General features: G+C 70.8%; 11 protein-coding genes. 9 read left to right on the forward strand and 2 right to left on the reverse strand.

Annotated elements, in window-relative coordinates:
* Positions 1–359: 359 nt before the first annotated feature.
* From ABD973_RS08595 to ABD973_RS08630, 8 genes are all read left to right on the forward strand, one after another.
* Positions 360–4,049 carry a sensor histidine kinase gene (locus tag ABD973_RS08595; RefSeq protein ID WP_345499599.1) on the forward strand — a complete coding sequence of 1,230 codons (3,690 nt, stop codon included), beginning with the start codon at positions 360–362 and terminating at the stop codon, positions 4,047–4,049.
* Positions 4,050–4,058: 9 nt separating this feature from the next.
* Complete coding sequence (locus tag ABD973_RS08600) at positions 4,059–4,472, forward strand: roadblock/LC7 domain-containing protein (RefSeq protein WP_007266776.1); 414 nt, start codon at positions 4,059–4,061, stop codon at positions 4,470–4,472.
* Between the two features lie 148 nt (positions 4,473–4,620).
* Positions 4,621–5,013: a DUF742 domain-containing protein gene (locus ABD973_RS08605; protein ID WP_007266775.1), complete on the forward strand. Its 393-nt coding sequence runs from the start codon at positions 4,621–4,623 to the stop codon at positions 5,011–5,013.
* The gene (locus ABD973_RS08610) at positions 4,994–5,578 is read left to right on the forward strand and encodes a GTP-binding protein (RefSeq protein WP_007266774.1); all 585 of its coding nucleotides are present in this window, start codon (positions 4,994–4,996) and stop codon (positions 5,576–5,578) included. Before ABD973_RS08605 ends, ABD973_RS08610 begins: the two co-directional genes overlap by 20 nt.
* 293 nt (positions 5,579–5,871) lie before the next feature.
* Positions 5,872–9,075: a sensor histidine kinase gene (locus ABD973_RS08615; protein WP_125822616.1), complete on the forward strand. Its 3,204-nt coding sequence runs from the start codon at positions 5,872–5,874 to the stop codon at positions 9,073–9,075.
* A gap of 10 nt (positions 9,076–9,085) precedes the next feature.
* Positions 9,086–9,499 carry a roadblock/LC7 domain-containing protein gene (locus ABD973_RS08620; RefSeq protein WP_007266772.1) on the forward strand — a complete coding sequence of 138 codons (414 nt, stop codon included), beginning with the start codon at positions 9,086–9,088 and terminating at the stop codon, positions 9,497–9,499.
* A gap of 93 nt (positions 9,500–9,592) precedes the next feature.
* Positions 9,593–10,147 carry a DUF742 domain-containing protein gene (locus ABD973_RS08625; RefSeq protein WP_125594565.1) on the forward strand — a complete coding sequence of 185 codons (555 nt, stop codon included), beginning with the start codon at positions 9,593–9,595 and terminating at the stop codon, positions 10,145–10,147.
* On the forward strand, positions 10,128–10,712 hold the full coding sequence (locus ABD973_RS08630) for a GTP-binding protein (RefSeq protein WP_007266770.1): 585 nt from the start codon (positions 10,128–10,130) through the stop codon (positions 10,710–10,712). The genes ABD973_RS08625 and ABD973_RS08630 overlap by 20 nt, the downstream gene beginning before the upstream one ends.
* A gap of 152 nt (positions 10,713–10,864) precedes the next feature.
* Here ABD973_RS08630 and ABD973_RS08635 read toward each other — a convergent pair whose 3' ends face one another.
* On the reverse strand, positions 10,865–11,065 hold the full coding sequence (locus ABD973_RS08635) for an acyl-CoA carboxylase subunit epsilon (RefSeq protein WP_125594564.1): 201 nt from the start codon (positions 11,063–11,065) through the stop codon (positions 10,865–10,867).
* A 23-nt stretch (positions 11,066–11,088) separates the two neighbouring features.
* Positions 11,089–12,672, reverse strand: a complete 1,584-nt coding sequence (locus ABD973_RS08640; RefSeq protein WP_125594563.1) for an acyl-CoA carboxylase subunit beta — start codon at positions 12,670–12,672, stop codon at positions 11,089–11,091.
* 251 nt (positions 12,673–12,923) lie between these two features.
* Here ABD973_RS08640 and ABD973_RS08645 point away from each other — a divergent pair, with 251 nt between their 5' ends.
* Entirely contained in the window at positions 12,924–13,544 is a 621-nt protein-coding gene (locus ABD973_RS08645; RefSeq protein WP_125822615.1) for a YceI family protein, read from the forward strand.
* The last annotated feature ends 9 nt before the right edge of the window (positions 13,545–13,553 follow it).

The raw sequence follows: 13,553 nt of genomic DNA on the forward strand, positions 1-13,553 counted from the left end.
CATTCCGCTCCTGATCATCTCGACTGGGACACCTTGCCGAACCGAAGCTTTGGTTGACGTAAGTCCGATTCCTCCCCATAGTGCCTCCACGGCGCGTAGCCCTCCCGCCACGAGCCGTGACCGCCCCGCCGGGGCGACACGCGCACCTTGTTGGAGATCCCCCACTGTGCTGGAATTCGCGGGACCGCCGCGGGTATCAGCCGGCGCGCAGGTGGCGCAAGAGAGCGCCGCGCGCGGCGGCAATGGAGAGGGAGACGCGCCGGTCACCGACGACCACCATGGGGCCGTCAGTGCCCCACGACTCGACACCGTTCCGCCGTTCACCCGGCGGGGCGCCTGGTCCAGAGGTTGCGACGCTAGTGCAGGGACGATTCAAGAGGGATGGCAGCGCTGCGGCGGAGCAGGAGCCGCGCGGCGGGATCGACCGTGGCTCCTCACCCCAGCACGCCCAGAACCGCGGGCCGGCTGCCGAAGGAGCCGGCCCCGACACCTCCTCGGTGAAGGCGAAGGGCCGCGGCAGGTCCGGCAAGGCCGGGAAGCCCGGCAAGGCCGTCAAGCCGGGCAGGGCCAAGGGCACGGCCGAGTCACCCGCGACCGACGAGGCGATACCGAAGGCCCCGCCCGGGCCCGGCTCCCGTCTCGCCATGCAGAACTGGCGCATCAGCACGCGACTCGTGTCGCTGCTGACCCTGCCCGTCGTCGCCGCCACCTCCCTCGGTGGCTTCCGTATCAACGACTCGCTCGAGGACATCCAGCAGCTGGAGCACATGCAGCTGCTGACGGTGATGACGCGCCAGGCGACCAGCCTCGCCGCCATGCTCCAGGAGGAGCGGGACAAGTCGGCCGGTCCGATGTCGATCACCAAGGACGGCAAGGCCAACAGCCTCGTCGAGGGTGTCCGCGACCAGACCGACGCCGCCGCCAAGGCCTTCGCCGCCGCGACCGACAAGGTCGACAACGCGCAGGACAAGGACGAGACCCTCAAGTCGATCCGCAACAACATCCTCCAGATCGGCCGCCAGCTCACCGGCATCGAGGACATCCGCAAGAAGGCGTACCAGAACGGCGCCCAGCAGACCGTCACCGAGTACAACGCGCTGATCGTCTCGCTGCTCTCGCTCTCGCAGGACATGGCCCAGGCCACCTCGAACCCCGAGATGATCAAGCGCACCCGCGCCCTGGCGGCGTTCTCCTCCGCCAAGGAGTACGCGTCCATCCAGCGCGCGATCATCGCCGCCTCGCTCCCCGAGAGCAGCGAGAAGCAGGGCAAGCTGGAGGAGAACGACCGCCTCTACGCCCTCTCCGCGCTCCGCGGCGAGAGCCAGTCGAAGAAGACCTTCGAGCTCGTCTACCAGGGCAAGCCCGAGGAGCTCCTCAGCTCCCTCGGCGACGGCAACTCCGAGATCGGCACCGCCGACCACTACGCCCGCCGCGTGCTGAGCACCCAGGGACAGTTCGTCAAGGAGAAGAACCGCTCCTGGATGGACTGGTACGACGCCGACGACACCAAGCTCCGCGCGATGCAGCAGATCGAGCTCACGCTGCTGGAGGACATGGAGCAGAAGGCCCGCGAGCTCAAGAGCGAGTCGCAGCAGGACGCCATCATCAACGGTGCCCTGATCCTCCTCGTCCTCGGTGTCTCGCTCATCGGCGCCTTCGTCATGGCCCGGTCCATGATCCGCTCGCTGCGCCGCCTGCAGGACACCGCGACGCGCGTCGCCCAGGACCGCCTGCCCGAGCTCGTCAAGCAGCTCTCCGAGTCGGACCCGCAGGACGTGGACACCTCCGTGGAGTCCGTCGGCCTGCACACCCGCGACGAGATCGGCCAGGTGGCCGCGGCCTTCGACGACGTGCACCGCGAGGCCGTCCGCCTCGCCGCCGAGCAGGCCCTCCTCCGGGGCAACGTCAACGCGATGTTCACCAACCTCTCGCGCCGCTCCCAGGGCCTCATCCAGCGCCAGCTGTCGCTCATCTCCGAACTGGAGTCGCGCGAGGCCGACCCGGACCAGCTCTCCTCGCTCTTCAAGCTCGACCACCTCGCGACCCGCATGCGCCGTAACGGCGAAAACCTCCTCGTCCTCGCGGGCGAGGAGCCGGGCCGCCGGTGGACCCGCCCCGTCCCGCTCGTCGACGTGCTCCGTGCCGCCGCGTCCGAGGTGGAGCAGTACGAGCGCATCGAGCTGGCGGCGGTGCCCGGCACCGATGTCGCCGGCCGCGTCGTCAACGACCTCGTGCACCTCCTCGCCGAGCTGCTGGAGAACGCCACCTCGTTCTCCTCCCCGCAGACCAAGGTCAAGGTCACCGGTCACGCGCTGCCCGACGGCCGCGTGCTCGTCGAGATCCACGACACCGGCATCGGCCTCTCCCCCGAGGACCTCGCCGCGATCAACGAGCGGCTCGCCTCGCCGCCCACCGTGGACGTCTCGGTGTCCCGTCGAATGGGTCTGTTCGTGGTCGGCCGCCTGTCCCTGCGACACGGCATCCGCATCCAGCTGCGCCCCTCCGACTCGGGCGGTACGACGGCCCTCGTCATGCTTCCGGTGGACGTCGCCCAGGGCGGCAAGAAGCCGGGTCCGATGCCGGGCCAGGGCGGTCAGGGCGGTCCCGGCGGCGCGCCGGGCGGTCCCGGCGGTCCCGGCGGTCCGGGTGCCCCCGGCGGCCAGCAGGCCTCCATGCCCGGTGCGGGCGCGCGTCCCCCCGTGGGCGCCGGCCAGCAGCGCGGCCAGGTCGCCGGCGGCGGCCAGCGCACGGCCCTGCCGGGCCGTGACGGCGGCCCCGGCCAGCAGCAGCGCCCGCAGGGCCAGGGTCCCCGTCCGCAGGGCGGTCCCTCCGCCCCGACGGGCCAGTCCCAGGGCCAGGGTGCCTTCGGCGGCGGTGCTCCGCTGCCGGCCCGCGGTCAGTCCGGCGGCCCGCAGGCGCGGCCGGCCGGCGGTCCCGGCGGTCCCGGCGGCTTCCCGCAGCAGGGCGGTGCCCAGGGCGGGTTCGCGCAGCAGGGCAACGGCTTCGAGCGTCCCCAGCCGCCGCAGGGCCCGGGCCAGGGGCAGCAGCCCCAGCAGGGCCGGCCCCAGCAGCAGCCGGGTGCCCCGGTCAAGCGCAGGCGGCCGCAGCTGCCGGCGCGCGACGGCGGCGGCTCCCGTCCGGAGCTCCCGCACGCGGGCGGTCCGGCGGCTCCGGTTCCCACTCCGGCCCCGGCCCCGGCCCCGCAGGGCACCAGCTGGGGCGCCGCGGCCCAGGGCGGCCACGAGGTCCCGCGCGGCCACGACGAGCTGTCGGGCCCCGGCTCCACAGCCGAGTTCGCCCGCCCCGACTTCAACGCCCCGTACCCGCAGGGCGGCAGCACCGGCCAGTTCGAGCGGCCGCAGCAGGCGGGCCCGCTGGACCCGTCCTCCACCGGACAGTTCGCCCGCCCGGGCGGCCCCGGTGTCGGCGGCTACGCGGAGCAGCAGCAGGCCCAGCAGCCCGGTGGTTACGCTCCGGCTCCGGCCCCGCGCGCCGAGGCCCCGCGCCTCCCGCAGGCGTACCAGCCGGAGGCCCTGCCGCCGGCTCCGGCGCAGCCGCTGGACTCGCACTGGTCCCACCAGGGCGGGCAGCAGTCCGCCGGGCAGGGACTGGCCGTCCCCCAGCAGCCGCACCAGCCCCAGCAGGGTGCCCCGGTCGCCGCGGCTCCGCACCAGCCGCTTCCGCAGCGCGGCCAGGAGCTCCCCGCCGAGCCCGCTCCGGCGGTCACCGGCAGCACGCCGACGGTCAGCTGGAAGGCGTCCCCGAACGACGAGCTGATGCGGCAGGCCGAGCGCGTGCGCCAGCCCGCCGCCGGCGGTATCACCACCTCGGGTCTGCCGCGCCGGGTGCCGCGTGCGAACCTCGTGGCGGGTACCGCGCAGCAGCAGTCGGACACCCAGGCCGGCCCGCAGGTCTCGCGCGCCCCGGACGACGTCCGCGGCCGTCTCACCAACCTCCGTCGCGGTATCCAGCAGGGCCGCCAGGCCGGCACCACCGGCCCCGCGACCGGCAGTTACCACATCGACCCCACTTACCAGCAGGAGCGATAGTTGAGTTCGATGAGCCAGGCGGCACAGAACCTGAACTGGTTGATCACCAACTTCGTGGACAACACCCCCGGGGTGTCCCACACCGTGGTGGTCTCCGCCGACGGACTCCTTCTGGCGATGTCCGAAGGATTCCCCCGTGACCGCGCCGACCAGCTGGCGGCCGTGGCCTCCGGCCTGACCTCGCTGACCGCCGGGGCTTCCCGGATCTTCGAGGGCGGCGCCGTCAACCAGACCGTCGTGGAGATGGACCGTGGGTTCCTCTTCCTGATGTCCGTCTCCGACGGATCCTCGCTGGCCGTGCTCGCGCACCCCGAATGCGACATCGGCCTCGTCGGCTACGAGATGGCCCTCCTCGTTGACCGCGCCGGCAACGTCCTCACCCCGGACCTGCGCGCGGAGCTCCAGGGAAGCCTGCTCATCTGACACCCCCCTCCCCGGCCGGACGGTACTTCCGGCCGGGGAACCGGGTCCGCACACCCGGAATCCAGTACCCCCGACAGGCCGTCATGTCCCCCCACCGGCCGCCCTGTCAGACGGCACGCTGACCACTGCTGTCCAGCCCGGAGGATCAATGACCCCGCCCCCCGCCTACCCCGACGCGTACGGAGATTCGTACTCGGAAGGCGATCAGCCGCTCGTCCGCCCGTACGCGATGACCGGCGGCCGGACCCGTCCGCGCTACCAGCTCGCCATCGAGGCGCTGGTCAGCACGACGGCCGACCCGATGCACCTGTCCGGCCTGCTGCCGGAACACCAGCGCATCTGCACCCTGTGCCGCGAGGTGAAGTCGGTCGCGGAGGTCTCCGCACTGCTTTCGATGCCTCTCGGCGTCGCCCGCATCCTCGTCGCCGACCTGGCGGAAGCCGGCATGGTGGCCATCCACCAGCCGGGCAATGGAGAGGCCGGCGGAACGCCGGATGTAACGCTGCTCGAGAGGGTTCTCAGTGGACTTCGCAAGCTCTGACGGTGGGGCGGCTCCTCGCTCCACCACCTCCGCGAAGATCGTGGTGGCGGGCGGCTTCGGCGTGGGCAAGACCACGTTCGTCGGCGCCGTCTCCGAGATCAACCCGCTGAGAACCGAGGCCGTGATGACGTCCGCGAGCGCGGGCATCGACGACCTCACGCACACCGGCGACAAGAAGACCACCACGGTCGCCATGGACTTCGGCCGCATCACCCTGGACCAGGACCTGATCCTGTACCTCTTCGGTACCCCCGGACAGGACCGCTTCTGGTTCATGTGGGACGACCTCGTACGCGGCGCCATCGGCGCCGTCGTCCTCGTCGACACCCGCCGCCTCGCCGACTGCTTCCCCGCCGTCGACTACTTCGAGAACTCGGGCCTCCCGTTCGTCATCGCCCTCAACGGCTTCGACGGACACCAGCCCTACACCCCCGAAGAAGTGCGCGAGGCCCTCCAGATCGGCCCCGACGCCCCCATCATCACCACCGACGCCCGCCACCGCGCGGACGCCAAGAGCGCACTCATCACGCTCGTCGAGCACGCCCTCATGGCCCGGCTCAAGTAGCACGCATTACAAGGCAATACGCCGGGGGCGGGCTGTGTTCTCGAACACGGCCCGCCCCTCGTGTTCATAACGTTTCGACAGTGAATTGCCGTCAGGCGGACACGGCGTGCGTTCGGTCGGTGCCGCTGCGCGCACGACGGGCCCCATTTTTGCCGCAGCTCGCTCTTTATGTCCGTTTTATGCGGGGCGTAAGGTTCTGGGAATGGCCGGATTCAACTGTTTGGAACACGGCGCTTAACCGTGCTGGAATTCAACGAACCAGCTAGTAGCACCGCCGAGAGGTTGTTGGTCGAGTGAGGCGAAGCAAGTCGAGCCCCGCGGATGAACCCGCGCGAGGCAACTTCACCCCGCCGCCGCGCGCGGCCATGTCGCCCGTCGACGTGCCCGTGGAACCATCCACGAGCAGCGGAAGCACCAGCAAGCTCGCCCCCCGCAACTGGCGGGTGGCCACCAAGCTGAACGCCATCCTCATGGTTCCCGTCCTCGTCGGACTGGTCATGGGCGGCTTCCAGGTGAAGGGCTCGGTCGACAGCTGGAACGAGGCCAAGGACGCCGAGAAGACCGCGCGGATCGTCCAGGCCGCGGCCGAATACGGCCAGGCCCTCCTCAACGAGCGCGACCTCACCGCCGAGCCCCTCCTCAAGAACGACCGCAACAACGCCGCGGTGGCCAAGGCGTACGCGGCCACGGACGCGGCCAAGGCCAAGTTCGCCCAGGCCGCGAAGGACCTCCCGGCCAAGCAGGGCCTGGAGCGCCGCCTCGAACTCTTCCGCCAGGAGGAGCCGAAGCTGGAGCAGGTCCGCAAGACGGCCTACGCCGTCCCGGAGACCCAGAAGAAGAACCTCCCCTCCTCGGCCGGCCCCATCCCGACCGAAGAGGGCTACGTGCTGGTCCAGCACTACCTCATGCAGTTCTCCAACGAACTGGGCCTGGGCACCGGAAACGTCACCAGCTACGGCCGCATGGTCTACGCGGTCGAGCTGGCGAAGGCCGCGAACTCGCTCCAGCGCTCCGTCGGCACGCACCTGCTGGTGCGCCCGAACGAGAACGAGGAAGTCCGCAAGGCCCAGCTGGTCGCCTTCTCCTCCTACGCCTACCTCGAAGAGATCGCCATCGGCGAGTACGTCGCCGCCGGCACCGACGAGGACACCAACCGGCTCAAGGAGGTCATGGGCAAGAAGTCCCAGGAGGGTGCCGCCAAGCTCGCCCAGGCCAAGCAGGCCGCCGAGCAGTCCGGCACCGTCTTCAAGGCTCCGCCCGTGGTGAACGGCTCCGCCCTCACCGGCATGACCGAGGCGATAGCCGGCGGCGAGAAGCCCGCCAAGCTCGCCCTCAACGGCACCACCGCCCCCGCCTGGCAGGCCGCCGCCACCGCCAAGTTCGACGGCTACGCCGAGATCGAGAAGGAACTCCTCGACAAGGCCGTCAAGGACGCCGTCGCGGTCTCCGACGAGTCGCGCGGCGACGCCATCCTGACCGGCGCCATCGTGGTCGTGGCCCTGCTGGCCGCCTTCATCCTGGCCGCCATGATGGCCCGCCAGATGAGCCGCTCGATGCGCCGTCTGCGCAGCTCCGCCTTCGACATCGCCGAGCAGCGGCTGCCCGCGCTCGTCGACCAGCTCTCGCGGACCGATCCGGGCAAGGTCGACACCCGCGTGGAGCCGATCCCGATCACCTCCCGCGACGAGATCGGCGAGGTCGCCCGCGCCTTCGACCAGGTCCACCGGGAAGCGGTCCGGCTCGCCGCCGAGCAGGCGCTCCTGCGGGGCAACGTCAACGCGATCTTCACGAACCTCTCCATGCGCAACCAGTCGCTGATCGAGGGCCAGCTGACCCTCATCACCGACCTGGAGAACAACGAGGCCGACCCGGACCAGCTGGAGAACCTCTTCCGCCTGGACCACCTGGCCACCCGTATGCGCCGCAACGGCGAGAACCTCCTCATCCTCGCGGGTGAGAACCCGGGCCGCCGCTGGGACCAGCCGGTGCCCCTCGTCGACGTGCTGCGCGCCGCCTCCTCCGAGGTGGAGCAGTACGAGCGCATCGAGCTCTCGGGCGTCTCCGAGGCCGAGATCCACGGCCAGGCCGTGACCGACCTCGTGCACCTGCTCGCCGAGCTCCTGGAGAACGCCACCACGTTCTCCTCCCCGCAGACCAAGGTCCGCGTCACCGCCACGCGTCTGCCCGACGGCCGCGTGATGGTCGAGATCCACGACAAGGGCATCGGCCTCACCGCCGAGGACTTCGCGGACATCAACCACAAGCTGGCCAACCCGCCGACCGTGGACGCCGCGATCTCGCAGCGCATGGGTCTGTTCGTGGTCGGCCGGCTGGCGGACCGCCACAGCATCCGCGTCCAGCTGCGCCCCTCGGGCGAGGCGGCCGGCACCACCTCGCTGGTCATGCTCCCCGACGCCATCACCCACGGTGGCGGTGGCGAGGGCATCCCGGACGACGACTTCACCGTCTCCTCGATCATTCCGCAGCAGCAGGCCCAGCAGGCCGCCCCGCTGCGGACGGCCGCCGAGCTCGGCTTCGACGACTCCGCCTACGACGCCCCGGGCGCCCAGGGCGGCGACGCGAAGCCCGCGGACCCGGTCGTGCGGTCCCTGGGCCGCGAGGAGCGCCGGGCCGCGCTGGAGGCGCAGCTCAACTTCCCGCAGGCTCAGGACCAGGAGCAGTACCCCGGTCCCGAGGCGCAGGACTATCCGGAACCGCAGCCGGAGCACGGGTACCAGGAGTACCAGGGCTACGAGCAGCAGTCCGCGCAGGGCTACGAGGCTCCGTACGACGCCCAGCAGCAGCCGGGTGCCTACGAGGCGTACCCGGAGCAGGGCTACTCGTATCCGGAGGCCGGCTACCAGGACGGGCAGCAGCCCGCCCAGGCGTACGACGGCGGCTACGAGGACCAGTCCCAGCAGGCCGAGTGGCCCGGGCAGAACACCTACCCGGGCTCCTACCAGCAGGATTACGGGACCGATTCGGAATCGCCCTCCGCTCCCGAACCGGCCCTGGACCGCGTAGGCTTCGACCGTCCGGGCGCCGCTGCCGACGCCGGTCACGAGTTGACCGGGGCGGGCCTGCCGCGACGCGGCAGCCAGCAGCAGTGGCAGCCGGCACAGCAGGAAGCGGAGTCCGCCGGATCCCTCTTCGAGCAGCGGCCGCAGCGTCAGCAGCAGGCCGCCGAACCGAAGCAGGATGTGGAGGAGGCAGCAGCCGGCGCGGGCTGGCGCTCGACGAACGACGAGCGCTGGCAGCAGGCCGGCAAGCTCCGTGAGCCGAAGGCGGGCGGGGTCACCTCGTCCGGTCTCCCTCGGCGCGTGCCCAAGGCCAACCTGGTCGAGGGCGCTGCGGAGACGACCCCGCAGGGAGGCCCCCAGGTCTCCCGCGCCCCGGAGGACGTCCGTGGCAGGTTGAGCAACCTGCGACGCGGTGTCCAGCAGGGACGCAGCGCGGGTTCCGAGCAGTCAAGTAACAGCTATGACCAGGAGCGTTAGTGTGAGCGCGATGAGCCAGGCGGCGCAGAACCTGAACTGGTTGATCACCAACTTCGTGGACAACACCCCCGGGGTGTCCCACACGGTGGTGGTCTCCGCCGACGGCCTTCTGCTGGCGATGTCCGACGGATTCCCGCGCGACCGCGCCGATCAGCTGGCGGCCGTGGCCTCCGGCCTGACCTCGCTGACCGCCGGTGCCTCCCGGATCTTCGAGGGCGGCGCCGTCAACCAGACCGTCGTGGAGATGGACCGCGGTTTCCTCTTCCTGATGTCCGTCTCCGACGGATCCTCGCTCGCGGTGCTCGCGCACCCCGAGTGCGACATCGGCCTCGTGGGCTACGAGATGGCCCTCCTCGTCGACCGCGCCGGCACGGTCCTCACCCCGGACCTCCGCGCGGAGCTGCAGGGAAGCCTTCTCAACTAGCAAACGGGCAGTGCGTTTCGCGTCATCGCACCGTAGGGTGCGGTGGCGCGGTTCCACAGGGAGTACTGCGTTCTTGGAGTCGGAGGAGGAAACGTGACAACACCCGGAGGACATCCTTATGGCGGCCAGCAGCCGCAGGGTGGGCACGACCAGAACCGCTTCAACTTCCCCTCCTCTCCCAGCCGGCCCGTGCCGGAGCACAACCCCTACGCCCAGCAGCCGTACGGCCAGCCCCAGCAGCCCCAGGCGCCCCACCGGCTTCCGCAGCAGCCCCCCAGGGCCGCGCAGCCGCAAGCCCCGAAGGCGCACAACCCGCTGGTGCGCCCCTACGCGATGACCGGCGGCCGTACCCGGCCGCGCTACCAGCTCGCCATCGAGGCGCTGGTCAGTACCACGGCGGACCCCGCGCGCCTGCAAGGGCAGTTGCCCGAGCACCAGCGCATCTGCCGCCTGTGCCAGGAGATCAAATCCGTCGCGGAGATCTCGGCACTTCTCTCCATTCCTCTTGGTGTCGCCCGCATCCTCGTCGCCGACCTGGCGGAGGCGGGCCTTGTCGCCATTCACCAGCCCGGCGGCGACGAGTCTGCCGGCGGCCAGCCAGATGTGACACTGCTCGAAAGGGTGCTCAGTGGACTTCGCAAGCTCTAACGGCGGAGCGGCTCCGCGCTCCACCACCTCCGCGAAGATCGTGGTGGCGGGCGGCTTCGGCGTGGGCAAGACCACGTTCGTCGGCGCGGTCTCCGAGATCAACCCCCTGCGCACCGAAGCCGTCATGACCAGCGCGTCCGCGGGTATCGACGACCTCACCCACACCGGTGACAAGACGACCACCACGGTCGCCATGGACTTCGGCCGCATCACCCTGGACCAGGACCTGATCCTGTACCTCTTCGGTACCCCCGGACAGGACCGCTTCTGGTTCATGTGGGACGACCTCGTACGCGGCGCCATCGGCGCCGTCGTCCTCGTCGACACCCGCCGCCTCGCCGACTGCTTCCCCGCCGTCGACTACTTCGAGAACAGCGGCCTGCCGTTCGTCATCGCCCTCAACGGCTTCGACGGACACCAGCCCTACACCCCCGAAGAAGTGCGCGAGGCCCTCCAGATCGGCCCCGACGCCCCCATCATCACCACCGACGCCCGCCACCGCGCGGACGCCAAGAGCGCACTCATCACGCTCGTCGAGCACGCCCTCATGGCCCGGCTCCGGTAAGCAGGGCGGAACACCGCGCAAGGCCCCCGTGTCCGGGACACGGGGGCCTTCCGCGTGCCCGTCCCCGGGGACGCGGCCTCCCCGGGGACGGGCACGCGGAAGGCCCCGCACCCTCGGGGTGCGGGGCCTTCCGGCGTTCGTGCGTGCGCTGTTCAGCCGCGCCAGCTGTGGGGGGCCTGGAAGCCCCGGCTGCGCTCCAGGCGGCGCCAGCCGGCCGTGGAACGGCGGGTGGCGGCGGCCTCCTCCGGGGTGGCGGCGGCGCGGGCGAGCAGGATCGCGGTGATCGCGGCCAGTTCCTCGGGGGCGGCGTTGCCCTTCTCGACCTTCAGCAGGGTGTCGGTGGCGGTGCTCATCGTCGGCAGGTCTCCTTCGCTCGTTACTGCGGCGGGTTGCCGTGCTTGCGAGACGGCAGGTCGGCGTGCTTGGTGCGGAGCATCGCGAGGGCGCTGACGAGCACCCCGCGGGTCTCGGCGGGGTCGATGACGTCGTCCACGAGGCCGCGCTCGGCCGCGTAGTACGGGTGCATCAGCTCGGCCTTGTATTCCTTGACCATCCGGGCGCGCATCGCCTCGGGGTCCTCGGCGTCCGCGATCTGCTTGCGGAAGATCACGTTGGCGGCGCCCTCGGCGCCCATGACGGCGATCTCGTTGGTGGGCCAGGCGTAGGTGAGGTCGGCGCCGATGGACTGGGAGTCCATGACGATGTACGCGCCGCCGTAGGCCTTGCGCAGGATCAGCGAGATCCGCGGCACGGTGGCGTTGCAGTACGCGTACAGCAGCTTGGCGCCGTGGCGGATGATGCCGCCGTGCTCCTGGTCGACGCCGGGCAGGAAGCCCGGGACGTCCAGCAGGGTGACGATCGGGATGTTGAACGCGTCGCACATCTGGACGAAGCGCGCGGCCTTCTCGGACGCGTGGATGTCCAGGACGCCGGCGAGGTGGCCGGGCTGGTTGGCGACGATGCCGACGACCTGGCCGTCCAGGCGGGCCAGGGCGCAGATGATGTTGCGCGCCCAGCGCTCGTGGACTTCCAGGACGTCGCCGTCGTCGACGAGTTCCTCGATGACCTTGAGCATGTCGTACGGGCGGTTGCCGTCGGCGGGGACCAGGTCCAGGAGCACGTCCGAGCGCCGGTCGGCGGGGTCGGTGTTCTCGTGGACCGGCGGGTTCTCGCGGTTGTTCGAGGGGAGCATCGTGATGAGGTACCGGACCTCGGCGATGCAGGTCTCCTCGTCGTCGTACGCGAAGTGCGCGACGCCGGAGGTCTCGGCGTGCACGTCGGCGCCGCCGAGGCCGTTCTGGGTGATCTCCTCACCGGTGACGGCGCGGACGACGTCGGGGCCGGTGATGAACATCTGCGAGGTGTCCCGGACCATGAACACGAAGTCCGTCAGGGCCGGGGAGTACGCGGCGCCGCCGGCGCACGGGCCGAGCATCACCGAGATCTGCGGGATGACGCCCGAGGCCTTGGTGTTGCGCTGGAAGATGCCGCCGTAGCCGGCGAGGGCGGAGACGCCCTCCTGGATGCGGGCGCCGGCGCCGTCGTTGAGGGAGACCAGCGGGGCACCGGCGGCGATCGCCATGTCCATGATCTTGTGGATCTTCGTGGCGTGGGCCTCGCCCAGGGCGCCGCCGAAGATGCGGAAGTCGTGCGCGTAGACGAAGACCGTGCGGCCCTCGACCGTGCCCCAGCCGGTGATGACACCGTCGGTGTAGGGCTTCTTGGCCTCCAGGCCGAAGCCGGTGGCCCGGTGCCGGCGGAGCTGCTCGACCTCCCTGAAGGAACCTTCGTCGAGCAGGAGCGCGATGCGCTCGCGCGCGGTCAGCTTGCCCTTGGCGTGCTGGGCCTCGGTCGCGCGGTCACTGGGGCCGCGCCGGGCCTCCTCGCGGAGGGAGTGCAGCTCGGCCACGCGCCCGCGGGCGTCCGTCGGCTCGCTCGGGGTCTGGTCCACAACGGTCATGTACCGACCTTACGGAGCGTGGCCATCAAAACCCTCCGTTGGTTCTACACAGTCTCGGACCCCGTCCGCTGTGCGGCCCGGACAGAACCTCCGAAGGAAGCATGGACTCCCCCAGCAGGACCCTCTCCCCTTTGTGGGGGTTCCACAAAACGGAGTCACCGCGACCCAAGAAGTTGAAATTTGAACGGAATGGGTCTAGCGTCGCTCTTGTTGAAAGTTGAACCAAACCACGGACTCCCCAGGAGGAAGTCATGGGCCTCTTCTCCCGCCGCAGCCAGACCGCCGCCCCCGCCCAGCAGGGCGCGGTGGCCACGCTCCCCGTCGACCCGGCCCTCGCCGCCCTCACCGGCGACTACGCCATCGACCCCGCGCACAGCAGCATCGGCTTCACCGTCCGCCACGCCATGGTGACCAACGTCCGCGGCAGCTTCGCGCAGCACGAGGGCGCCCTCCACCTGGACGGCAGCGACCCGTCGCGCTCCACCGCCTCCATCGACGTGCAGATCGCCTCGGTCAGCACCGGCATCGCCGACCGCGACGCCCACCTGCTGGGCAGCGACTTCTTCGACGCCGAGCTCTACCCCCTGATGACCTTCCGCTCCACCTCGGCGGAGCAGCTGGGCGGCGACAAGTACCGCATCACCGGTGACCTGACGATCAAGGACGTGACGCGTCCGCTCGCCATCGACCTGGAGTTCGCCGGCACCGCCACGGACGTCTACGGCAGCGAGCGCGTGGGCTTCGAGGGCTCGGCCGAGATCCTGCGCTCCGACTGGGGCCTGACCTGGAACGCGGCCCTGGAGGCCGGCGGCGTGATGGTCAGCGACAAGGTCAGGCTGACCTTCGACATCTCCGCGGTCAAGCAGGCCTGACCAGGACCG

This window comes from Streptomyces racemochromogenes (assembly GCF_039535215.1).
Lineage (GTDB): Bacteria > Actinomycetota > Actinomycetes > Streptomycetales > Streptomycetaceae > Streptomyces > Streptomyces racemochromogenes.

Coding starts and splice junctions, on each gene's coding strand:
- ABD973_RS08605 (WP_007266775.1), top strand. CDS start 4,621: ATGACCCCGCCCCCCGCCTACCCCGACGCGTACGGAGATTCGTACTCG.
- ABD973_RS08620 (WP_007266772.1), top strand. CDS start 9,086: ATGAGCCAGGCGGCGCAGAACCTGAACTGGTTGATCACCAACTTCGTG.
- ABD973_RS08645 (WP_125822615.1), top strand. CDS start 12,924: ATGGGCCTCTTCTCCCGCCGCAGCCAGACCGCCGCCCCCGCCCAGCAG.
- ABD973_RS08600 (WP_007266776.1), top strand. CDS start 4,059: ATGAGCCAGGCGGCACAGAACCTGAACTGGTTGATCACCAACTTCGTG.
- ABD973_RS08635 (WP_125594564.1), bottom strand. CDS start 11,065: ATGAGCACCGCCACCGACACCCTGCTGAAGGTCGAGAAGGGCAACGCC.
- ABD973_RS08640 (WP_125594563.1), bottom strand. CDS start 12,672: ATGACCGTTGTGGACCAGACCCCGAGCGAGCCGACGGACGCCCGCGGG.